Origin of the sequence: Chryseobacterium sp. C2(2020) (assembly GCF_014218915.1) — a bacterium.
In the GTDB taxonomy this organism is placed as follows: domain Bacteria; phylum Bacteroidota; class Bacteroidia; order Flavobacteriales; family Weeksellaceae; genus Chryseobacterium; species Chryseobacterium mucoviscidosis.
Window position 1 is genome coordinate 1 of record NZ_JACLCT010000046.1, and the last position, 20,553, is coordinate 20,553.

The window sequence follows — 20,553 nt, forward strand, 5'->3', positions numbered from 1 at the left end:
TTTTAGTATTTGTTCAATTCTAAAATATTAATTTTAGACATTAAGCACCTCATGTTTTTCTCCGAATTCACGTTATTATACAATACAATATGCAGATCACAAAAAAGCAAAATATCATTATTTCCAATCCTGAAACCAGAGATTTTCTCGCCGATGCCTTTTTTCCGGAAACTGAACAGAAATTACCGTTGGTGATTTTCGTTCACGGCTATAAAGGCTACAAAGATTGGGGCGCATGGAATCTTATGGCTGAAAAGTTTGCGGAAGCCGGATTTTTCTTTGTGAAATTTAATTTTTCGCACAACGGAACAACAGTTGAAAATCCTCATGAATTTGCTGATCTTGAAGCGTTTGGAAATAGTAATTATTCTAAGGAGCTTTCGGATCTGGGAACCGTGATTGATTACTTCGTTAAAAATGAAAAAGCAGATGCTGATAAGATTATCCTGATCGGTCACAGCAGGGGAGGAGGAATTTCAATCATCAAAAGTTTTGAGGATGAAAGAATTCATGGTTTAATTACGCTTGCAAGTGTAGATACACTGGATCGTTTCCCGAAAAACGATGCCTTCGAAAAATGGAAGGAAGCTGGAGTGTATTATGTCATAAATGGAAGAACAAAGCAGGAAATGCCTCATTATTATCAGTTTTATGAAGATTTTGAAAATAATTTTCACCGTTTTGATGTCGAAAGGGCAACCGAGATGGCGAAAGTACATTATTTAATCGTTCATGGGACAGATGATGAGGCGGTGAATGTAAAAAGCGCAGAGCATCTTCACATTCTGAACCCAAATTCTGAACTGCATCTGTTTGAAAATGCCAATCATACTTTTGGAGCAAAGGAACCGTGGGAAGAAGAACAACTTCCGAAAGACCTTCATGAAGTTACAGAAAAATGCATTACGTTCATTAAAGAGAAAATATGATTTTTCTGGATTTATAAATAATTCATATTCAAATTAAAAATTTTTCATATATTAGTGACAAATTAAATCACCAAAAATCAAGTTATTATGAAAAATTCAGAATTAAAGAATGGTCAGAAATTAAGCAGAGAAGCTCAAAAGCATATTGCCGGAGGAGAAAAAGTTTTAATCTGTGCAAGCGGATGCTATAATTACTACTTAAGTGACGGTCAGGGAAATTGTCTTGTACCACCATGTCAGTCACCAAATTTCGGAACAGAAACCAACGCTAACGGACGTTGGCAATGTTGCTACTAATCTAAGCAAAAAATAAAGGAGTGAAATTTTTCACTCCTTTTTATTTGTTGATCCTGATCGCATTCTTTTTTATTGATTTTAAAAGACTTCTGAAGTTTTTCATCGTCATCATTTCAGTAGAGGGTGTAAAGATGGTTGCTTTCTCACCTTTTTCTACAGAAACTTCCGAATAGGCTTTGAGGGTGTAGATCTTTTTCAATGTTTTGATGTCATAAACATCCATCATTGCAAACGTTTCATTTTTTCTGTATTCGTCTTGTACGCCTAAAGTATGGTCTAAACCGTTTCGGACTTTGAACGTATAAATATTCACCAGAAAGTTGAAATCTGAATTGTTTTTAAGGTCTTCCAGATCTTCCGCTTCCGGACTGAATGGAATATCATGACTGATTAAGTTTTCGGATTTTGCTGTTTTTAAATCATAAGCTTTTCCTTCACTTAGCTGAGTAAATAATTTCATGGTTTCTGCAGTCATCATTTCCCGATGGTGTGCATCAACCGTTGTATTGATATTGTTAATCAGCCATTTCTGATCTTTGGAAAATACGAGCGATTTGCTGTAAATTCCATAATCTTTTCTAACCGGATAGTAGCATGACTGTAAACCCAGCAATATCAATAATAGGAAGAAATATTTTCTCATAAATCCCTTAATAAATCAGAATTTTCCACGCTTCTTCAATTTTACTTTCCAGTAATAATTTCTGAGCTTCCAGATGAACATTCTCGTCGGAATGATAGTTTCCTGCCGGTAAGATTTCAACATTCGCCAACATTCCCAAATCGTTTCCTGTAAATATTCTGCTGAATTTTATTTCGTCCGGAAGAAGATCGAAACCGATTCCTTTCGTTACCAGAGGTTTTGGAACTTCAAAAAGATTGTCTGCCGTATTTCTGGAATACCAGTTGCTTCCCAGTCTAGCTACCATATCCAGTTTTGCCTGATCCAGATTGCCGTTTTCATCCAGATATTCTTCCCGGATATGAATTTTCTGAACTTCACAGATCACCAGATTTCCTGCACCGCCCTGATCGCCTAAAGATTTTACTTCTAAAACTTTACATTCAAAATTTACAGGACATTCTTCAATTAATTTAGGCTGAACAAGATCAGCATCTTTCATCGTTAATCCGGATTTAATGAATTCGTTAACGCCTTCTTCATATTCTGTTGAAGCCAAAGAGATCTGCTGTACAATCGGAAAATTAACCGTTCCGATCACCACTTCCGGAACTTCCAGAACATTTTCCAGTGTATGTTTGATCGTATTGTCGCGAACTCTTCTTGAAGGCGAAAAAACCAAAATCGGAGGAACCGTACTGAACATATTAAAAAAACTGAACGGCGACAAATTGCTGTTTCCGTCTTTATCAACCGTTGAAGCCAATGCAATCGGACGTGGTGAAACGGCAGTCTGCATAACTGTCTGCAGTTGCACGGGAGTTATTTCTGATGGGATGAGTGTTTTCATATTTTTATTTAACCACAAAAGGCACAAAAGTTTTTTTTAAGTAAATAATTAAATTTTTCAAGATCAAAAAAGCATATCGTAATATTTATTTACAAAAGTTTCATGTCCTTGATGATATAAATTTTTCACATTAAAATTCACCAGTATTCCTTTGGGCTTCTTCATTAAATTTATATAATTCAAAATTTGGGCACGATGAATTTCGTTCAGTTCTGAAACTGCTTTTAATTCAATTACAATTAAATCTTCAACCAAAAAATCACAAAAGAAATCACAATTTATTTCTTTCCCTTTATAAATGATGGGCACTTTAAACTCGGATTTAAAATTTATATTTCTTAATCTGAATTCTTCTTCCAGACATTTATGGTAGACACTTTCCAATAAACCGGCTCCTAAAATTTTGTGAACTTCTATGCATGCTCCGTTAATCTTGTAAGTAAGATCGGTTAAATAAGATTGTGTAATCATAAAAGCTTTTGTGACTTTTGTGGTTAAATCTATTTTTACAGAGCAGGAATGATTTTCCCTGAAACTTCACCGAAACCAACTCTCACTCCGTCTTTTTCAGCCCAGGCTTTCATGCTTACGGTATCGTTATCGTTGATGAATTTTCTTTCTTCTCCGTTGTTTAACTGAATCGGATTCTGACCTCTCCACGTTAATTCCAGCATGGAACCGAAAGATTTCGGATCGCTTCCTGAAATGGTTCCGCTCGCGTAAAGATCTCCGACTTCCACGTTGCAGCCGTTTACGGTGTGATGAGCCAGTTGCTGCGTCATGTTCCAGTACATGTGTTTGTAATTGCTTTCGGAGATCAGGTTTTGCTCTCCGTTTTCAGGTTGAAGATAGACTTCAAGATTGATGTCGTAATTTTTATCACCTTCAAATTTCAGATAATCCAGAACTTCAGGATCCTGTGTAGGAGAAGCGGTTCTGAATGGTTCTAAAGCTTCCAGAGTAACCACCCACGGCGAAATAGAGGAACCGAAATTTTTAGCTAAAAATGGTCCCAGCGGAACGTACTCCCAAGACTGAATGTCTCTTGCCGACCAATCGTTGAAAACCACCATCCCGAAAATGGCGTCTTCAGCATCTTTGGTTGAGATACTTTCGCCCATTTCGGTGTTTTTATTGATAATGAATGCCATTTCAAGTTCGAAATCCAACTGTTTGCAAGGTCCGAAGACTGGCTTTTCCACATCTGCAGGTTTCATCTGACCTTTCGGACGGTTGATTTCCGTTCCTGACACTACAATAGAGGAAGCTCTTCCGTGATAACCTACCGGAAGATGTTTCCAGTTGGGAAGCAGGGCATTTGCAGGATCTCTGAACATTTTTCCCACGTTGGTTGCGTGTTCGATGCTGCTGTAAAAATCTGTGTAATTGGGAATATGAACCGGCATCATCATTTTAACCTGATCCAGCTCATAGAAGGCTTCTTCGATTGTTTTTTCGTCTTTTGACAAAGTAGAACCTTCCTGTAATAATTCCTGAATTTTTAAACGAACGGCATTCGTTACAGGCTTTCCAAGTTCGATGAATTCATTTAAGGTATAGGCTTCGAAAACGTTATCGCCTAAGCCTTCGATTTCTTCGAAATATCCCAGATCGTATAACGTTGCAAGATCGATGATCTGATCGCCGATTCTTGTACAGCATCCGATGTATTCTTTGTTGAAAACCGCTACACCAAACGGAATATTATGGATAGAAAAATCTGAATCTGATGAATATTCTACAAATGATTTCATAATTTTAGAATTTAGTTTGGACTTTATAAATCCGTTAGATTTTAAATTTTAAATATTCTGAAGGCTTTTTAATCAGTTTAAGCGTTCAAAATATTTACTTTTTAGATTTGGTTTTGTTTTTAACTTTAGAAAAAGATTCTTCGTCAATCCATCTTGCTTTAGTATTCACGTCGATCAGGTACAGAATATTGTCCTGTCTTGTTAAAAGCAATGTTTTGGTAACGGGGATCGGAACTTTTTTGTTTTCCAGAAGATCCGCTCTTAAAGAAATGATGTTCTTTTTGTTTCTTACAATATCCCCTGAAAAAACATTAGAACTGCTTTCTCCGGTAGCTTTATCATCAAAAACCTCTACATAAGTCGCTTTGTTTCCTTTAATGACAATAAAATCCCTTTCGGTATGGTCTGCTTCATCATTGATGAAAACAAATTTTTTATTGTCGATGTTTACCGCTTCCAGATTCTGGTTGACTCCCTTTCTTTCTTCAAGTCGGGTAAGAATATCATTTAGTGAACCGTACTGCGCTTTTAATCCAAAGCTTGCTCCTAAAAATAACATTCCCATTAAAAATTTTCTCATATTAATGTGTTTTTTAAAAAAAGTTTTGTCAAGACTGTTCATCCTGACAAAACTCAATATTACAAATAAAATTAAAGGTTTCCTCTTCTTTCCTGTTCTCTTTCCAATGCTTCGAATAATGCTTTGAAGTTTCCTGCTCCGAAGCTTTGCGCTCCGTGTCTTTCAATAATTTCAAAGAATAGAGTAGGACGGTCTTCTACAGGTTTTGTAAAGATCTGCAGCAAATATCCTTCCTCGTCATGATCGATAAGAATTCCCAGTTCCTGAAGTTTCTTAAGATCTTCGTCGATGTGTCCCACTCTTTCAGGAACCATATCGTAATAGGCTTCAGGCGGCGCAGATAAAAACTCAACACCACGTTTTTTTAATTCTGTTACGGTGTGGATAATGTCTTTTGTAGCTACTGCAATGTGCTGTACACCTTCACCTTCGTAGAAATCAAGATATTCTTCTACCTGCGATTTTTTCTTACCTTCTGCAGGTTCGTTAATCGGGAATTTTGCGTAACCGTTTCCGTTGGACATTACTTTAGACATCAAAGCAGAATATTCTGTGTTAATCTGCTTATCGTCAAAAGAAAGAATGTTTACAAATCCCATTACTTTTTCATACCATTCTACCGTTGGGATCATTCTGTCCCAGTCTACATTTCCTACACAGTGGTCTACATACAATAAACCTGCATCTTCAGGCTTGTAATCGCTTTCCCACTTTTCGTAACCCGGCATGAAAGGACCGTTATAATTTTTTCTTTCGATAAACATGTGAACGGTCTCTCCGTAAGTATAAATTCCGGACATTCTTACCTCACCGTTTTCGTCTGTTAATGTTACAGGTTCAAGATAAGGTTTTCCGCCTCTTTTTGTGGTTTCTTCAAACGCAGAATAGGCATCATCCACCCAAAGAGCCAAAATTTTCACTCCATCACCATGTTTTTTTACATGCTCATTGATGGGAGAATCAGACTTTAGCCCTGTTGTAAGTACCAATCTTATTTTTCCCTGCTGAAGAACATAAGAAGCACGATCTCTTACTCCGGTTTCAGGACCAGCGTATGCAACAGACTGAAAACCAAATGCGGTTTTGTAATAATGTGCAGCCTGTTTAGCATTTCCTACATAAAACTCAATGTAATCTGTACCGTTGATGGGTAAAAAATTCTCAGCCTGAGCAATTTTTTCGGCAAATGTAAGTGTTGACATATTTCTATTTTTACTTTTATATTTATGGGAATGCAAATTACGAATTTCTTACTAATACGAAAAATATTAACAAACGCACGTTAGGTTAATTTAACATAATCGTAAAGAAAAGTTCATTTAAGTATGCTTAAGTTTATTGTTTTGATAATAATGTTTATAGATTTGTATTGCTAACAAATGAAAAAAAAATATTTCGAAAAATGAAGCCACAGGTTTTCCCTGCGGCTTTCTTTATTTTATATTGTTTAATCTACCTGCGTCGGGATTATAATTATCCCAGATTTTCCAGACATTGTCTATTTTGCGGATGAAATAGATTTGGGTATTCAGTTGGTTTACAAAATGCTCTTCATCTGTTGCTCCTACTTTGAAAAGCAGATTCCAGAATTCCTGAGATTCCAGAATTTTTTTGTCCGGTTCATCCGTCACGATATGGATATCGAATACTTCATAATTCGAACGGTTATTTTTCGTTACCAGATGAAAATCCCTGTCGCACAATTCTTTGCTGAAGTGCGATGCTCGTTCCAGAAAAGGAGATTCATTAAAAACCAAATCTTTGAAGAGTTCCGTTTTATGATCCGGAAACTGTTTATAAAATTCAAAAACGGTAGCGCAGTAATCATACACCATCTGGAAAAATTTCTGACTGCTGTTTTCTTCGTTATCCTGTCTCTTTTCCTTTATAAACTGGATGTAGGCATTTAAATCTTTATACCCCAGAAAAATACAGATCTTATCCAGTGTTTTCAGAAACCGGAGATCGTTGTGCGTTTTGTCCTGATAATCATTTTCAAAAAAACGCTGAAGGGTAACATGGGAAATCGTATTCCCAATTTCAAACTTTTTTCCGCCTTTAAGTTCTTCAGCCTCAGAAAGTTCATCTTTAATGATTTCAGAAAGAATAATATAATGGCTTCGCTTCCATTCCTGTACATTTCCCAGAACCGAATTTTTCACTTTGGGATGTTTTATAACCTCTTCTCTTATCGAATTATATATCGTTTTCAATGTCCTGTTTTTAAAAGCTCTTTAGCAAATATACTGCCATTTAACTGAATTTTTCCGACTATTTCATTATGTTAAATTGAAGGTGTATTTTTTTTAGGACATGGAACCTGAAAATCTGGTAAAATAAATGAAAAATTAGTGCTTAAACCTTTCATAAGCAGCTTTTTCCAGCATTTCCCTGTCATCGGGATGCGCAATGCTGATTAATTCCTGAGCTCTCTGTCTTAAATTTTTTCCATAAAGATAAGCAGTACCGTACTCCGTTACAACCCAATGAATATGCCCTCTTGTGGTTACCACTCCGGCTCCCTGTTTCAGGAAAGGAACAATTCTGGAAACTCCTTTTTTGGTTCTCGAAGTAATGGCAATGATCGGTTTTCCGTCTTCGCTTAATGCTGCTCCTCTCATAAAGTCCATCTGCCCTCCGATTCCGCTGTACTGCATCGTTCCGATGGAATCTGCACAAACCTGTCCGGTAAGATCAATTTCAATCGCCGAATTGATGGCAACCATTTTATTATTTCTCATGATATTGATCGGAAAATTTACCGTACTTACATCATCAAACGAAAATACGGTATTATCATCCACATAATCATACAGTTTTCTTGTTCCGAAACAGAAACTGGTAATGGTTTTATTGTCGTTGTAGCCTTTATATTTATTGTTGATGACATCATTCTGGATCAGATCAATTACACCGTCACTCAGCATTTCGGTATGTACTCCCAGATCTTTATGATTGTGAAGACATTTCAAAACCGCATCAGGAATGGTTCCGATTCCCATTTGCAGGGTGGATTTATCGTCAATTAATTCGGCAACATTTTTTCCGACCAGCATTTCTTCAGGACCTACTTTTGCTCCGTAATCTACGGTAGGAAGTTCTTCTTCATGCCATACAAGCTTATGAATTCTGCTGATGTGGATCATTCCGTCACCATGCGTTCTCGGCATTAAAGGATTGACTACGGCGACAATGATTTTTGCAGTATCAACTGCAGCTCTGGCAACATCCACAGAAGTTCCCAATGTACAGAAACCATGTTTGTCAGGCGGTGAAACAGTAATTAAAGCAACATCAAGCGGTAATATATTTTTTCTGAAAAGGATAGGAATCTCACTTAGAAATACGGGAACAAAATCTCCTCTGTCAGAATTCACTGCATCGCGGACAGGAGACGAAACAAATAAAGAATTAACGAAAAATTTGTCTTTGTACTCAGGTTTTGCAATTTCCACATTTCCCTGCTGGGTAATGGAAACCATTTCTACATTATCCAAACGATGAGATTGCCTCGCTAGTTCGTCGATTAAGTAATTCGGAGTACAGGCGCTTCCGTGAAAGAAAACACGGTTTCCGCTTTTAATGGTATAAATAGCTTCTTCTGCGCTGATGTAATTTTGCATATTGAAATTTTTTATGAATTTTTCTTAGTCTTAAAGATAGTTCATATTGTTTTTACTTAGTCTTATTATTCGAAGATTTTTATCATGTTTTAATTAAATTGATTCAAAAAAAAAGGACTGAAATATTAATATTCAGTCCACAATATATTTTGATAATAATTTTATAGCTAAAAGCCGGAAGCCAGTCGCCAAAAGCTTTATTACTCCTGAGAACGGTCTTCAAGATGGTTGTCTTCGCTTTCCAGCCATGAAGTTTTATAGGAAGGATCTTCCACTTTTAAAGCTTCTTCCGTAATTTTCAAAGGTCTGAAAGGATCTACCATTACAGCATATTCTTCCGTAAATTTTTTACCGATGCTTCTTTCCATAGCTCCCGGATGTGGTCCGTGAACAATTCCTCCCGGGTGAAGCGTGAAATCCATTAAGTCGATATGGTTTCGGCTCATGAAATCACCTTCCGTATAAAATAAAACCTCATCAGAATCGATATTTGAATGATTATAAGGAGCCGGAATGGCTTGTGGATGATAATCGTACATTCTTGCACAGAACGAGCAAACCACAAAATTATGAGCTTCGAAAGTCTGGTGAACCGGAGGCGGTTGATGAATTCTTCCAGTAATCGGCTCAAAGTTTTTGATATTGAATTTGTAAGGATAAAAATAACCGTCCCATCCCACAACATCAAACGGATGCGTTGCGTAGATGAAGTCTGTAATCTGGTTTTCTTTTTTTACTTTAATTAAAAATTCTCCCTTTTCGTCTTTCGGTTCCACAAAAGTAGGAGTGATGATGTCCCTTTCGCAGAAAGGAGAGTGTTCCAATAATTGTCCGAATTCGTTTCTGTATCTTTTTGGCGTATAAATCGGGGAGTGGCTTTCTACCACGAAGAAAACGGTATCATCAGAATGCAGTTCCAACTGATAAATCGTTCCTCTTGGTATAATTAAATAATCGCCTACAGAAAACTCTAAATTTCCCACAAAAGTTTTTAAAATTCCGCTTCCGCTGTGAGCGTATAAAAGCTCATCGCACTCAGCATTTTTGTAAAAATAATCCATTGATTTTCTTGGCTTCGACAGTCCCATTTTCAGGTCGTTGTTCACCATTAAGAACTTACGGCTGTCCATAAAATCGTCTTCGGGAGTTACGTTCATTCCCTTAAACATTCTTGGCGTTACATTTTTTTCAACAGCAATTTTCGGGGCTACATCTTTCGGTTCACCGATGGATTTTATCTGTGTCGGACGGTGAATATGGTACAATAACGAAGAAATTCCATGAAAACCTTCCGTCCCGAAAAGCTGTTCATAGTAAAATTTATCTTCAGGAGATTTGAAAATCGTGTGTCTTTTTTGGGGAATATTTCCCGACTGATGATATCTCATTTTACTTTTATATGTTGATTCTCAAATTTAACACTTTTTCATGAATTCAATTTAATAATATTTTTCCAATCATGTTTTGTAGTTGGAAAATAATTGTTAGCTTTGTCTAACAATTATAATTTCATGAGGCGAATATTATTTTCTGCAATCTTCTTTTCGGGGTTCTGCTTTTCACAGGAAACGGACAGTCTGATTTTGAATGGGTCGAAAGAGCAGGATTCTGTAAAAGTTTCAAATCCAAAAATAAAAACAAGAGATATTGATGATGTGGTGATTACAGGAACGATAAAACCCATCAGCAAATCAAAAAGTCCTGTAAATGTTGAAATTTATTCGCAGAAGTTTTTTCAGAAAAACCCGACGCCGAGCATTTTTGAAGCTATTTCTATGGTGAATGGAGTAAAACCTCAGTTAAATTGTTCCGTCTGCAATACGGGAGATATTCACATCAACGGACTGGAAGGTCCTTACACGATGATTTTGATTGACGGAATGCCGATTGTAAGTTCGCTGTCCACCGTTTACGGACTGAGCGGAATTCCGAATAGTCTGGTTGACAGGATTGAGGTAGTAAAAGGTCCTGCTTCTTCTATTTACGGCTCCGAAGCAATGGGCGGTGTCATCAATATCATTACTAAAAATGCTTTGACAGCACCCAAATTAAGTATTGATCTCATGACGACAACCTGGAGTGAAAATAATGTAGACCTTTCCACGAAATTTAATTTGGGAAAGAATGTCGCTTCGCTGTTGAGCATGAATTATTTCAACTATACAAAAAGATTCGATTTTAATAAAGATAATTTTACAGATGGAGCTTTGCAGAACAGAATTTCAGTTTTTAACAAATGGAATTTCCGGAGAAAGGAAAACCGATTGGGGAATTTTGCTCTAAGATATTTATATGAAGACCGCTTTGGCGGAGAAATGCAGTGGAATAGATCCTATCGGGGGAGCAGTGAAGTATACGGAGAAAGTATTTATACAAACAGAGTAGAGGCTTTCGGGGTCTATCAATGGCCTTTAAAAGAGAATATTATCACTCAGTTTTCCTATAATTTCCATGACCAGAATTCTTTTTATGGCAATAATCCTTTTCTGGCGAATCAGAAAGTGGCTTTTACCCAGACGTATTGGGATAAAAAATTCGGAAAACACGATTTGATTCTGGGGGTTACATTTAAAAAGACGTACTATGATGACAATACGCCGGGAACGTTGTCTGCGGACGGATTAACCAACGAACCGATGAGGTCGCCGATTGTTGGAGCTTTTGTTCAGGATCAGTGGGAAATTAATGAGAAAAATACGTTGCTGTTGGGGTACAGATTGGATTATGACAAAATTCATCATGCCGTACATTCTCCGCGTTTTGCATGGAAATTTTCGCCGAATCCTTATCATACTGTAAGATTCAATTTCGGGACGGGTTTCCGTGTGGTGAATTTATTTACCGAAGATCACGCTGCATTAACGGGTTCGCGTGAAGTGGTGATTCGGTCGAATTTAAAGCCTGAAAAATCCATCAACGGAAATGTAAATTATGTATGGAAAATTCCGGTTGGAGATCAAATGATTAATTTGGATGCTTCAGCATTTTATACGTATTTCAGCAATAAAATTGTAGGAGATTTTGATACCGATCCTGCGAAAATTATTTATGATAATCTTCAGGGGTACGGAATTTCGAGAGGAGCTTCTTTAAATCTGGATTATACTTTTGATTTTCCTTTGAGCGTTAATCTGGGAGTGACGTATCTGGATGTTTATCAGAAGTTTGATGGGGAAAATGAAAAATCGCAACAGCTTCATGCCCCGAAATGGAGCGGGACATATAATCTGAGTTATAGGTTTAAGAATAATCTGACAGTCGATTTTACAGGACAGTTTTACGGACCGATGCGACTGCCGGTTTTACCGAATGATTACCGACCGGAGTATTCTCCCTTGTATACTTTAGCGAATATTCAGGTTTCGAAGAGTTTTAAATCGGGATTTGAAGTGTATTGCGGAATAAAAAATCTTTTCAATTTTACTCCGAAAGATCCGTTGATGCGGCCTTTTGATCCGTTTGATAAAAATGTAAATGATCCGGTAAGCAATCCTTATCATTATACTTTTGATACGACGTACGGATATGCGCCTATGCAGAAAATAAGAGGCTTTTTGGGGGTGAAATATACTTTAAAATAGTTGTGAATTTTTAACGCAAAGATTTTTCTAATAAACAAGAATGTTTTTAGAAAGCAAAGGCAAATAAATTTGCTTCACGGAGCGTAAGGAAAAATTTCATCAAATCAACTTGTTGATCCATCTTTGCTCACTTATATGAAATAGAAAAAATTAAAACTTTGCGTTTAAAAGATTTTTATAAGAAAAAACATATATAAAATGAAAAGCCTAACGATATTTTTATTTTTAATGTTGGTGCCGTGTTTTTGTCTTTCGCAGATGAAAACCGGCACTTTTTCGGATTTGGAAATTCAGCAGAAGGAAGATCCGAAACCAATCATGATTCATCTTTATACAGATTGGTGCAGTGTCTGTAGAATCGAGAAATTCAATTTAAATAAGGATAAAGAACTGGTTGAACTCATCAATCAGCATTTTTATATTATTAATTTTGAAGCTGAAAAAACAAAAGAGAACATCCGTTTTTTAGGAAAAGAATACCATTATCTGTCTAACGGAAATTCAGGAATTCATGAGTTGGCTCTGGCTTTATCGAAAAATAAAAGTCAGCCGGTTTATCCTTTGTGGATTATTCTGGATAAGCATGGAAATTTGGCTGAATATCATGAAGGGTTATTTAAACCTGAGAGATTAAAGAAGAAGCTCAAAGAGATTTTGGAATAGTGATTTTGTTTATTATATTGATAGGAAGCTGTGGATTTTTTACCGTACGCTGAGCGGAGCCGAAGCGTACATTAAATAGATATTTCTACAATAACCACATTGTACGCTTCGGCTCCGCTCAGCGTACGAAAGATTACCAATACAAATATTCCTCATCTATTTTATTGGAGAGGAAATTTTTACTTCAAAAATGATGAAGGGTTATGAAATCTGCGGGAGGGGTTTTTATTTTAAAAGCACCGCAGCAATTGCGAGAATTGCAGGTAAAGCCTGAACAAAAAATATTTTCTTCGTGGCAGAAATGGCACCATAAATTCCGGCAACGGCAACGCATCCTAAGAAAAATAAAGCAATATTGGTCTGCCATTTCGGATCTTCGATGAAGAATGACCAGATGAGTCCGGCTGCAAGAAAACCGTTGTACAGCCCCTGATTGGCGGCTAAACCTTTGGTAGGTTTAAACATTTCGGGAGGCAAGGCTGCTTTGAAAACTTCTTTTCCTTTGGTTTCCCAGGCAAACATTTCCATCCAGAGAATATAAAGGTGTTCGAGGGCAACAGCGGCAATGAGTATTTTAGCTATAATTTCCATAATTTACGTTTTTGTTTTGTAAAACTAAAAAAATAAAGTTAAGTTTGGTTATACAATTTTCAAAAAAAATGGAAACTTTCAGGCAGCATTTGGAAAAATTTATTTCGGTAACCGATGATGAATTTTCTTCCATTCTTTCATTTTTTCAGCCGATGGATACTAATAAGAAACAGAATCTGATGACTGAAGGTGAAATCTGCCGGTCGATGTATTTTGTGTTAAAAGGCTGTCTGAGAAAATTTTTCATCAATGAAAAAGGAGTGGAGCAGACTACGGAATTTGCAATTGAAAACTGGTGGATCACCGATACTTTTGCGTATGAAAGACAGTGTATCTCGAACTTTTGCATCCAGTCGGTCGAAAAATCAGTCATTTTGAAAATTGATTCAAAAGATCAGGAAGAACTGCTGAAAAAGCATCCCGTTATGGAGCGGTATTTCAGGATGATTTACCAGAGAGCGTATGCCGCTTCAGAAAGACGCATCCGCTATCTTTACGAATTTTCACGCGAAGAACTGTATGTGCATTTCAGTACTCAATATCCGTGGTTTATTCAAAGAATTCCGCAATATCTGGTGGCTTCTTTTTTAGGTTTTACTCCGGAATATTTAAGTGAAATCAGGGCGAAATTACGTTCTTAAACCAGTTTAAGATTTTTACAGACTTCAAACCGGAACTTTGTCTCAGAAATTTAAACCAAAATTTTATGAGTGCAAGATTCAACTGGACAACCGTTCATCCTGCTGCGTACAAAGCGGGAATAGGCATGGAAACTTCTCTTCAGAACAGTTTTTTAAGTCCGATTCAGAAAGAATTAATTAAAATCAGAGTTTCGCAGATCAACGGATGTGCTTTCTGTCTGGATATGCATACGAAAGATGCGTTGAAGTATGGCGAAACACCGCAAAGAATTTTCCTGCTGAATGCATGGAGAGATGCAAAAGAACTTTATACGGAGGAAGAGCAGGTTATTCTGATGATCGCGGAAGAAATTACGTTAATCAGCCAGAAAGGATTAACTGAAGAAACCTATCAGAAGGCAAAAGGGCTTTTTGATGAAACCCAGATTTCAGATATTATTATGGCAGGTATTGTCATTAATATGTGGAACAGGATTGCCATTTCCACGCATATGCCGATCGGGAAATAGTGTTTAAATACAGGGTAAAACAAAAGAGCTTTCCATGTCTGAAAAGCTCTTTTCATTATTAAGTCTGTTTAAACTTTTTATTTAACCGCAAAAGTCAAAAAAGATCAATTAAACTTTTATTTAAAGTTGGTGATTATAAATAAAAAAAGGTCACAATAGTTTTTAAAAATCTTTGGTTTTTATTCTTTTGAGCACTTTGATTATTCTGGAAATTCACTTTATCATTATCTTTTGTGGTTTATTCTGAAATTAGTTTAAACTAGTCTGTTTATTTTTTCAATTCCTTTAGAATTTCTTCGCCTACACTTTTCGCAGACTGAGGATTCTGTCCGGTAATTACTCTTTGGTCGCTCACTGCGTGAACCTGCCAAAGTCCGGATTTCTCAAATTTTGCACCTCTTTCTTTCAGCTTATCTTCCAGAAGAAAAGGAACCACGTTGGTTAATTTTACTTCAGCTTCTTCTTCGTTGGTGAAAGAATTGATTTTTTTACCGTCAACCAGATATTTTCCGTTATTCAATTTGATGTTGACCAAACCAGCCGGACCGTGACATACTGCTGCAACCACACCTCCGTTTTCATAAATTTGAGAAGCGATGGACGCCAGTTCGGTATTGTCTGCAAAATCCCACATCGCACCATGACCTCCCGCATAAAATATTGCTTTATATTCTTCAGGATTCACTTCCGATGGTTTCATGGAATGATCGATCTTGTTTTTATACTTTTCGTTTTCCCAGAATTCTTTGTTTACAGGATCTTTCAGATCAAATCCGTCTACCGGAGAAGTACCGCCTTTCGGGCTTACAAAATCTATTTCATATCCTGCTTTGTGAAGAACTTCCCACGGATGAGCTGCTTCACCCAGATAATATCCTGTTTTTTCACCGGTGTCGCCTTTTGTCCCATGACTGGTAATGACGAATAAAATTTTCTTTTCCATATTTTTAAACTTTTTGGTTTGTGCCTGCATAAATCCTGCCATAAAGATGGCAAGGACGAGTAATGTTAATTTTTTCATGCTGATATTTACTGTTAAATAGACTGTTGAAATTCAGTTATTTAATGTGTTTTAAATTATTTCTGTTAAAAAAATCTGTGGTTGCTCCTGAAGCTTTTCATCCACCAGTTCGCCGAAAGCTTTGATGTAAGGCTGTTCGTTATGTTGTGTTAAACCTTCACTGCTTTTCCAGATTTCATAAAATACAAACTGGTTTTTATCTTCAATTCCCTGATGAAGCCTGTAAAGTTCGTTGGCTTCCTCTTTCACGGTCTCTTTTACCATATTCTGAAGAACTTCCAGAACTTCCGCTCTGTATTCTTCTTTTGCTTTAATAACTGCTGTTAAATAAATCTTCATTACGCCAACTGGGGTTTTAATTCTTTTTCAAAAACTTCGGTAAGATGTTCTCTGTATAGCTTCATATCTCTTTCTACATCAGCATTTTTTTCGACATCGTGAAAGTGGAAGCTTTCTAATTTTTCAAGAGAAACGAAAGCATTCATCCGGTGGAATCCAAATAACGGTCCATTGTCTACACTGGTTTCATTAAAAAATTCTCCCGGAAGCGTAAATGCGGTTGCAGGAGCATTCCAGCTTGTGGTTACCATGTATTTTCTTCCGCCAAGCATTCCTCCCGTTCCGTAGTTGATCTTCGGATTATCGGCGCTTCTTCCGTCGCTCATATAAATTCCTTTGGCGTGTCCTGCGGTGAAGACTTCATCGATATATTTTTTAAGACCGTTCGGTAACTGAAACCACCAGATCGGAGTGTGGTAAATAATATAATCTGCCCACACAAATTTTGCCACTTCTTCATTTTTATCATACCCTTCATCTACGTTAGTCATCTTTACTTCTACATTTTCAAAGTTCTTAAGTACTTCTAAAGTATTCTCTGCGATAGTCTGGTTATATTTTCCTCCGGAATGTCCGAAATTCTGTCCTCCGTTGATAATTAATACTTTTTTCATTGCTTTTATGATTGTTTAAATTTTACAGGGACAAAGGTATTGGCTAAATTACTATAAGAAAAATAATAAAAATCATAGCTAAGTATTATTTAAATAATAATTAACTTATTGATTTGTGAATCAGTATTTTAATTTAAATATAGACCGCCTTTATCGCTTTCATTGATGCTGAAAATATCATAATCATGATTATTTGGGTACATTTGCATCATAAAAGTAATACCTATGGTTAATTTAGAATGGTACAGAACTTTTAAGGCAATCTATAAAACAGGAACGCTTACCGAAGCTGCGGATACGCTGTTTATTTCGCAACCGGGTGTAAGTCTGCATCTCAGTTCTCTTGAAGCGTATGTCGGGTATAAGTTATTCGACAGAACCGGAAGGAGAATGATTCCGACGGAAAGAGGAAAGGTCTTGTATAATGCCATTACCGAACCTTTGGCAAAACTGGAAGAGGTGGAGAAAAACTTTCAGAAATCGACGGAGAAACTCACGCCAACCATCAGTGTCGGCATGTGTTTTGAAACCTTTCAGACAACACTGGAGCAGTACGTTTCCAGTCTGCCATTCAATCTGATCATCAGTTTCGGAGAATACCGCGAAATGCTCGATCAATTAGATAAAGGAATTTTAGATTTAATTATTACCCCCAAAAAAGGAGTTTCGCCGAATATTGAGCATGAAGCATTTTCTTCCGAACAGATTATTCTTGTGGGAGGAAAAGATGTTGATAAAGAGCAGTTTGAAATTATTTTAAATGAAAAGGGAATCGAACACGCGGAAGAATGGCTGAAAAATGAAAAATGGTACGGAACGGCAGGAGATATGGAGCATCTTTTTCAGTTCTGGATTCTGAATTTCGGGCATAAACCGAACTTCCGTCCCAATTACATTGTTCCGAACCTGAATTCAATTGTGCGTTGTCTGAAAGGCGGAACAGGTTTGGCGGTGGTTCCTGATTTTCTCTGCAAAAAGGAAATTGAAAACGGAGAAGTGCAACTGATCTGGGAAGGCGAAAAACCATTAAAAAACACGCTGCATTTCGGATGCCGGAAAAAGACCAATTATCAGACGGAGATCGATCACATCAAAGAACTTTTTAGGAAGATGATGGGGAAAGAAGACATATAAACATTTAATTATGAAAAAAATTCTTGAAACAGAAAGGCTTATTTTACGTGAATTAAATTCAAATGATGCACTAAGTTTTTATGATCTTAATAATAATCCCAATGTTATTAAATATACAGGAAACTTACCTTTTGAGAATGTGGAAAAAGCCAGAGATTTTTTGTTGAGCTACAGAGATTATGATGAAAATGGTTTTGGAAGATGGGCAGTAATTGAAAAAGCTACAGAAAAGTTTTTAGGATGGTGTGGTCTGAAATACAGTAAGGAAACGGATGAAACGGATATCGGTTTTCGTTTCTTTGAAGAATACTGGAACAAAGGATTTGCAACAGAAAGTGCAAAAGCATGTTTAGAATATGGCTTCAATGAATTTCATCTGAGTAAAATTGTAGGAAGAGTTATGGCTGAAAATATTGCTTCTATAAAGGTTTTAGAAAAATTAGGACTTGTTTACGATAGAGAATTCGATTTTGATGGTCATCAAGGTTTGATGTATAAGATCGAACCTGCCAGATTAAAAATCTAATGATAGTTCAAATGAAAATTAAAAAGGTTAACAATTAACAATTAACAATTAACAATTAACAATTAACAATTAACAATTAACAATTAAATAGATAAATAAAAAGTATGCAACAGAAAACATACACAGGGCAGCCTGTAATTACACTGAACAACGGAGTGGATATTCCGGCTTTAGGATTCGGGGTTTGGCAGATGGAAGATATGCAGGAATGTGAAAATGCGGTGATCAAGGCCATTGAAACCGGCTACAGAATGATTGATACGGCTTCCATTTACCAGAATGAAACCGCAGTAGGAAATGCGATTAAAAACAGCGGAACAGACCGTGAAGAATTATTCATTACTTCAAAACTTTGGGTTCAGGATACCTCTTATGAGCAGGCAAAAGGGGCTTTTCAGAGAACTTTAGACCGACTGCAGCTGGATTATCTGGATATGTATCTTATTCACTGGCCGTATTCGGATTTTAAAGGAGCATGGAAAGCGATGGAAGAACTGTATCAGGAAGGGAAAATAAAAGCAATCGGGGTTTGTAATTTCCCTGAAGATAAAATGGAAGAACTAAAAGCAAATGCAACCGTACTTCCTGTCATCAACCAGATCGAGCTGCACCCGATTTTCCAGCAGAAAGAACTTCAGGTGTACAACAGGGAAAATAACATCATTACGCAGCCTTGGAGTCCGCTTGGAAACGGAAACGCAGGATTACTGGATAATCCGGATCTTAAATCAATCGGCGAAAAATACGGTAAAACGGTGGCGCAGGTAATTTTAAGATGGCACTTACAGGAAGGATTCTGCGTGATTCCTAAATCGGTTACCCCTTCCAGAATTGAAGAAAACTTTACTATTTTTGATTTTGAATTAACCGAAGATGAAATGAACGTGGTTCGTTCTTTAGACACCGGAAAAAGATTATTCTTCGATCCGAAAGATCCGGAATGGGAGCAGAAAATGCTGAAATCGGTAGCGGATATTTAAGATCTGGAATTTCATTTAAATAGTTTTCATTAAGTTTATTTAAACTTTTATTTAACCACAAAAGTCACAAAAGATGTACTAAATTTTTTATTTAAAGCTGATCATTATCAATTAAAAAGCTCACCATAGTTTTTAAAAATCTTTGATTTTTATTCTTTTGAACGCTTTGATTGTTAAATAAATTTGCTTTAACATTATCTTTTGTCCCTTTTGCGGTTAATTCTGAGATTAGTTTAAATATGTTTTAAATAAAAAGAAGCAGTAAATTATTATTGCTTCTTTTTTTATTAAAAAATATCATTTAACTTTACGATTATACTTAAAAACTAAAATTATGGATACAAAAGTAAATCAGCAGATCACCGATGCCGTAACTCAGGCTAATGTAAAAGTTTTAGGAGATGCTCCTGCAGTGGCAATGGGAAATCTTTATCAGGCTATGGCACATTCTATAGGCATACTTTTTCAGAATGCAGTAAGCGCTCAGAATCAGCAGAATATCTTGGCTCAGGCAGCAACTACACAGGGCGTGATGCAGATTTACAGCATCGATACAGTTGCGGATGCGATTTCCATTACAAAAATATTAAATCCGGGCTCCTGAATATTTAAAAATTTTAAATAACAAAAACATCTGATTTTTTCGGCATAACATGTATAAGCCGTGAATTTCATCTATTTTTGCGGACTTACAATACCTCTGTTTAAGAAATTAGACAGCCAGAATACATTTTATTAATATGAACAAAATACTCATGTCATTTCTTCTGCTCTCTGTTATTTCCTGCACCGGAAGTGATGAAGATCAGAATTCAGACAATAAATCTTCCATTATCGGAACATGGTATGTCGAAAAAACCGAGATTTACAAATCTTTAAATCAGCAGGTTCTGGTTTCTTTTTCAACTGAATGTCAGAAAATGAGCACCCACGAATTTACTTCTAGCCATCTTTTTTCTATTTCTTTTGCGCAGAACAACAATACCTGTGAAAAAGCAGATGTTGTAATCCAAAAATACACGTTTGTTGAAGCAAACAGTACATTCTGGTTTGAAGGGCAGGAAAAGTATCCGTATTACATCACAAAGCTTAATGAATCTGATATGGTGGTAGAAGACCGCACTCAGGATTTCGACGGCGACGGAGCCAAAGATGTATTGAGACGTTTTTATAAAAGAATCAAATAAAATAATTGACTTATCCCTTTACTTAATATTGGAGAACAATAATGAGCAGGCGGTTTTATAATAGGGTCCCTTCGACAAGCTCAGGGTTACATTTCGAATACTAACCGCAATA

General features: G+C 36.5%; 24 protein-coding genes. 11 read left to right on the forward strand and 13 right to left on the reverse strand.

The window, feature by feature from the left end; all coding sequences use genetic code 11:
* Positions 1–89: 89 nt before the first annotated feature.
* Both H6W52_RS18660 and H6W52_RS18665 read left to right on the forward strand, forming a co-directional pair.
* Positions 90–929, forward strand: a complete 840-nt coding sequence (locus H6W52_RS18660) for an alpha/beta hydrolase family protein (protein ID WP_116099739.1) — start codon at positions 90–92, stop codon at positions 927–929.
* An 87-nt stretch (positions 930–1,016) separates the two neighbouring features.
* Positions 1,017–1,226 (forward strand): hypothetical protein, encoded by a 210-nt coding sequence (locus H6W52_RS18665; protein ID WP_116099740.1) that lies wholly within the window; start codon positions 1,017–1,019, stop codon positions 1,224–1,226.
* Positions 1,227–1,266: 40 nt separating this feature from the next.
* Here H6W52_RS18665 and H6W52_RS18670 read toward each other — a convergent pair whose 3' ends face one another.
* From H6W52_RS18670 to H6W52_RS18710, 9 genes are all read right to left on the reverse strand, one after another.
* Positions 1,267–1,869, reverse strand: a complete 603-nt coding sequence (locus H6W52_RS18670; protein ID WP_123892017.1) for a hypothetical protein — start codon at positions 1,867–1,869, stop codon at positions 1,267–1,269.
* A 7-nt stretch (positions 1,870–1,876) separates the two neighbouring features.
* Positions 1,877–2,698 (reverse strand): flavin reductase family protein, encoded by an 822-nt coding sequence (locus H6W52_RS18675; RefSeq protein ID WP_116099742.1) that lies wholly within the window; start codon positions 2,696–2,698, stop codon positions 1,877–1,879.
* 63 nt (positions 2,699–2,761) lie between these two features.
* Positions 2,762–3,169 (reverse strand): GxxExxY protein, encoded by a 408-nt coding sequence (locus H6W52_RS18680; protein ID WP_034673342.1) that lies wholly within the window; start codon positions 3,167–3,169, stop codon positions 2,762–2,764.
* A gap of 35 nt (positions 3,170–3,204) precedes the next feature.
* Positions 3,205–4,452 (reverse strand): fumarylacetoacetase, encoded by a 1,248-nt coding sequence (gene fahA, locus H6W52_RS18685; RefSeq protein ID WP_116099743.1) that lies wholly within the window; start codon positions 4,450–4,452, stop codon positions 3,205–3,207.
* Positions 4,453–4,546: 94 nt separating this feature from the next.
* Positions 4,547–5,032, reverse strand: a complete 486-nt coding sequence (locus H6W52_RS18690; protein ID WP_116099764.1) for a hypothetical protein — start codon at positions 5,030–5,032, stop codon at positions 4,547–4,549.
* 71 nt (positions 5,033–5,103) lie between these two features.
* Positions 5,104–6,234 (reverse strand): 4-hydroxyphenylpyruvate dioxygenase, encoded by a 1,131-nt coding sequence (hppD, locus tag H6W52_RS18695; protein ID WP_087707682.1) that lies wholly within the window; start codon positions 6,232–6,234, stop codon positions 5,104–5,106.
* Positions 6,235–6,465: 231 nt separating this feature from the next.
* Entirely contained in the window at positions 6,466–7,245 is a 780-nt protein-coding gene (locus H6W52_RS18700; protein ID WP_116099744.1) for a hypothetical protein, read from the reverse strand.
* Between the two features lie 135 nt (positions 7,246–7,380).
* Positions 7,381–8,655: an acetyl-CoA hydrolase/transferase family protein gene (locus H6W52_RS18705; protein ID WP_185204917.1), complete on the reverse strand. Its 1,275-nt coding sequence runs from the start codon at positions 8,653–8,655 to the stop codon at positions 7,381–7,383.
* Between the two features lie 200 nt (positions 8,656–8,855).
* Positions 8,856–10,043 (reverse strand): homogentisate 1,2-dioxygenase, encoded by a 1,188-nt coding sequence (locus tag H6W52_RS18710; RefSeq protein WP_116099746.1) that lies wholly within the window; start codon positions 10,041–10,043, stop codon positions 8,856–8,858.
* Positions 10,044–10,166: 123 nt separating this feature from the next.
* Here H6W52_RS18710 and H6W52_RS18715 point away from each other — a divergent pair, with 123 nt between their 5' ends.
* Together H6W52_RS18715 and H6W52_RS18720 are read left to right on the forward strand one after the other, a co-directional pair.
* Positions 10,167–12,236, forward strand: coding sequence for a TonB-dependent receptor plug domain-containing protein (locus tag H6W52_RS18715; protein ID WP_116099747.1), 2,070 nt, complete (start codon positions 10,167–10,169; stop codon positions 12,234–12,236).
* Between the two features lie 198 nt (positions 12,237–12,434).
* A complete protein-coding gene (locus H6W52_RS18720; RefSeq protein ID WP_116099748.1) occupies positions 12,435–12,899 on the forward strand; it encodes a thioredoxin family protein in 465 nt (154 codons plus the stop codon).
* Positions 12,900–13,124: 225 nt separating this feature from the next.
* Here the strand turns inward: H6W52_RS18720 and H6W52_RS18725 are convergent, their stop codons facing one another.
* Positions 13,125–13,490, reverse strand: coding sequence for a DUF1304 domain-containing protein (locus tag H6W52_RS18725; RefSeq protein WP_116099749.1), 366 nt, complete (start codon positions 13,488–13,490; stop codon positions 13,125–13,127).
* 68 nt (positions 13,491–13,558) lie between these two features.
* Here H6W52_RS18725 and H6W52_RS18730 point away from each other — a divergent pair, with 68 nt between their 5' ends.
* Both H6W52_RS18730 and H6W52_RS18735 read left to right on the forward strand, forming a co-directional pair.
* Positions 13,559–14,131: a Crp/Fnr family transcriptional regulator gene (locus H6W52_RS18730; protein ID WP_116099750.1), complete on the forward strand. Its 573-nt coding sequence runs from the start codon at positions 13,559–13,561 to the stop codon at positions 14,129–14,131.
* 65 nt (positions 14,132–14,196) lie between these two features.
* Positions 14,197–14,640, forward strand: coding sequence for a carboxymuconolactone decarboxylase family protein (locus tag H6W52_RS18735; protein ID WP_116099751.1), 444 nt, complete (start codon positions 14,197–14,199; stop codon positions 14,638–14,640).
* A gap of 268 nt (positions 14,641–14,908) precedes the next feature.
* Here H6W52_RS18735 and H6W52_RS18740 read toward each other — a convergent pair whose 3' ends face one another.
* The 3 genes from H6W52_RS18740 to H6W52_RS18750 are packed head-to-tail and all read right to left on the reverse strand — an operon-like array spanning position 14,909 to position 16,614.
* Positions 14,909–15,661, reverse strand: coding sequence for a type 1 glutamine amidotransferase domain-containing protein (locus H6W52_RS18740; RefSeq protein ID WP_116099752.1), 753 nt, complete (start codon positions 15,659–15,661; stop codon positions 14,909–14,911).
* A 51-nt stretch (positions 15,662–15,712) separates the two neighbouring features.
* The gene (locus H6W52_RS18745; protein ID WP_116099753.1) at positions 15,713–16,000 is read right to left on the reverse strand and encodes a putative quinol monooxygenase; all 288 of its coding nucleotides are present in this window, start codon (positions 15,998–16,000) and stop codon (positions 15,713–15,715) included.
* A complete protein-coding gene (locus H6W52_RS18750) occupies positions 16,000–16,614 on the reverse strand; it encodes an NAD(P)H-dependent oxidoreductase (protein ID WP_116099754.1) in 615 nt (204 codons plus the stop codon). Before H6W52_RS18750 ends, H6W52_RS18745 begins: the two co-directional genes overlap by 1 nt.
* Positions 16,615–16,839: 225 nt before the next feature.
* Here H6W52_RS18750 and H6W52_RS18755 point away from each other — a divergent pair, with 225 nt between their 5' ends.
* The 5 genes from H6W52_RS18755 to H6W52_RS18775 all read left to right on the forward strand — a co-directional run bounded on the left by H6W52_RS18755 (position 16,840) and on the right by H6W52_RS18775 (position 20,441).
* Complete coding sequence (locus H6W52_RS18755; protein ID WP_108409146.1) at positions 16,840–17,748, forward strand: LysR family transcriptional regulator; 909 nt, start codon at positions 16,840–16,842, stop codon at positions 17,746–17,748.
* A 10-nt stretch (positions 17,749–17,758) separates the two neighbouring features.
* A complete protein-coding gene (locus tag H6W52_RS18760) occupies positions 17,759–18,274 on the forward strand; it encodes a GNAT family N-acetyltransferase (protein ID WP_116099755.1) in 516 nt (171 codons plus the stop codon).
* Between the two features lie 104 nt (positions 18,275–18,378).
* The gene (locus H6W52_RS18765; RefSeq protein WP_116099756.1) at positions 18,379–19,254 is read left to right on the forward strand and encodes an aldo/keto reductase; all 876 of its coding nucleotides are present in this window, start codon (positions 18,379–18,381) and stop codon (positions 19,252–19,254) included.
* 334 nt (positions 19,255–19,588) lie between these two features.
* Complete coding sequence (locus H6W52_RS18770) at positions 19,589–19,858, forward strand: RebB family R body protein (protein ID WP_185216892.1); 270 nt, start codon at positions 19,589–19,591, stop codon at positions 19,856–19,858.
* Positions 19,859–19,994: 136 nt separating this feature from the next.
* The gene (locus tag H6W52_RS18775; RefSeq protein WP_116099758.1) at positions 19,995–20,441 is read left to right on the forward strand and encodes a lipocalin family protein; all 447 of its coding nucleotides are present in this window, start codon (positions 19,995–19,997) and stop codon (positions 20,439–20,441) included.
* Positions 20,442–20,553: the final 112 nt, after the last annotated feature.

Bases quoted from the DNA above. Each gene is read 5' to 3' on its own strand.
- H6W52_RS18710 (WP_116099746.1), bottom strand. From the start codon at position 10,043: ATGAGATATCATCAGTCGGGAAATATTCCCCAAAAAAGACACACGATT.
- H6W52_RS18715 (WP_116099747.1), top strand. From the start codon at position 10,167: ATGAGGCGAATATTATTTTCTGCAATCTTCTTTTCGGGGTTCTGCTTT.
- H6W52_RS18675 (WP_116099742.1), bottom strand. From the start codon at position 2,698: ATGAAAACACTCATCCCATCAGAAATAACTCCCGTGCAACTGCAGACA.
- fahA (WP_116099743.1), bottom strand. From the start codon at position 4,452: ATGAAATCATTTGTAGAATATTCATCAGATTCAGATTTTTCTATCCAT.
- H6W52_RS18750 (WP_116099754.1), bottom strand. From the start codon at position 16,614: ATGAAAAAAGTATTAATTATCAACGGAGGACAGAATTTCGGACATTCC.
- H6W52_RS18665 (WP_116099740.1), top strand. From the start codon at position 1,017: ATGAAAAATTCAGAATTAAAGAATGGTCAGAAATTAAGCAGAGAAGCT.
- H6W52_RS18705 (WP_185204917.1), bottom strand. From the start codon at position 8,655: ATGCAAAATTACATCAGCGCAGAAGAAGCTATTTATACCATTAAAAGC.
- H6W52_RS18670 (WP_123892017.1), bottom strand. From the start codon at position 1,869: ATGAGAAAATATTTCTTCCTATTATTGATATTGCTGGGTTTACAGTCA.
- H6W52_RS18660 (WP_116099739.1), top strand. From the start codon at position 90: ATGCAGATCACAAAAAAGCAAAATATCATTATTTCCAATCCTGAAACC.
- H6W52_RS18775 (WP_116099758.1), top strand. From the start codon at position 19,995: ATGAACAAAATACTCATGTCATTTCTTCTGCTCTCTGTTATTTCCTGC.
- H6W52_RS18755 (WP_108409146.1), top strand. From the start codon at position 16,840: ATGGTTAATTTAGAATGGTACAGAACTTTTAAGGCAATCTATAAAACA.
- H6W52_RS18760 (WP_116099755.1), top strand. From the start codon at position 17,759: ATGAAAAAAATTCTTGAAACAGAAAGGCTTATTTTACGTGAATTAAAT.
- H6W52_RS18690 (WP_116099764.1), bottom strand. From the start codon at position 5,032: ATGAGAAAATTTTTAATGGGAATGTTATTTTTAGGAGCAAGCTTTGGA.
- H6W52_RS18730 (WP_116099750.1), top strand. From the start codon at position 13,559: ATGGAAACTTTCAGGCAGCATTTGGAAAAATTTATTTCGGTAACCGAT.
- H6W52_RS18740 (WP_116099752.1), bottom strand. From the start codon at position 15,661: ATGAAAAAATTAACATTACTCGTCCTTGCCATCTTTATGGCAGGATTT.
- H6W52_RS18720 (WP_116099748.1), top strand. From the start codon at position 12,435: ATGAAAAGCCTAACGATATTTTTATTTTTAATGTTGGTGCCGTGTTTT.
- H6W52_RS18735 (WP_116099751.1), top strand. From the start codon at position 14,197: ATGAGTGCAAGATTCAACTGGACAACCGTTCATCCTGCTGCGTACAAA.
- H6W52_RS18680 (WP_034673342.1), bottom strand. From the start codon at position 3,169: ATGATTACACAATCTTATTTAACCGATCTTACTTACAAGATTAACGGA.
- H6W52_RS18770 (WP_185216892.1), top strand. From the start codon at position 19,589: ATGGATACAAAAGTAAATCAGCAGATCACCGATGCCGTAACTCAGGCT.
- H6W52_RS18745 (WP_116099753.1), bottom strand. From the start codon at position 16,000: ATGAAGATTTATTTAACAGCAGTTATTAAAGCAAAAGAAGAATACAGA.
- hppD (WP_087707682.1), bottom strand. From the start codon at position 6,234: ATGTCAACACTTACATTTGCCGAAAAAATTGCTCAGGCTGAGAATTTT.
- H6W52_RS18725 (WP_116099749.1), bottom strand. From the start codon at position 13,490: ATGGAAATTATAGCTAAAATACTCATTGCCGCTGTTGCCCTCGAACAC.
- H6W52_RS18765 (WP_116099756.1), top strand. From the start codon at position 18,379: ATGCAACAGAAAACATACACAGGGCAGCCTGTAATTACACTGAACAAC.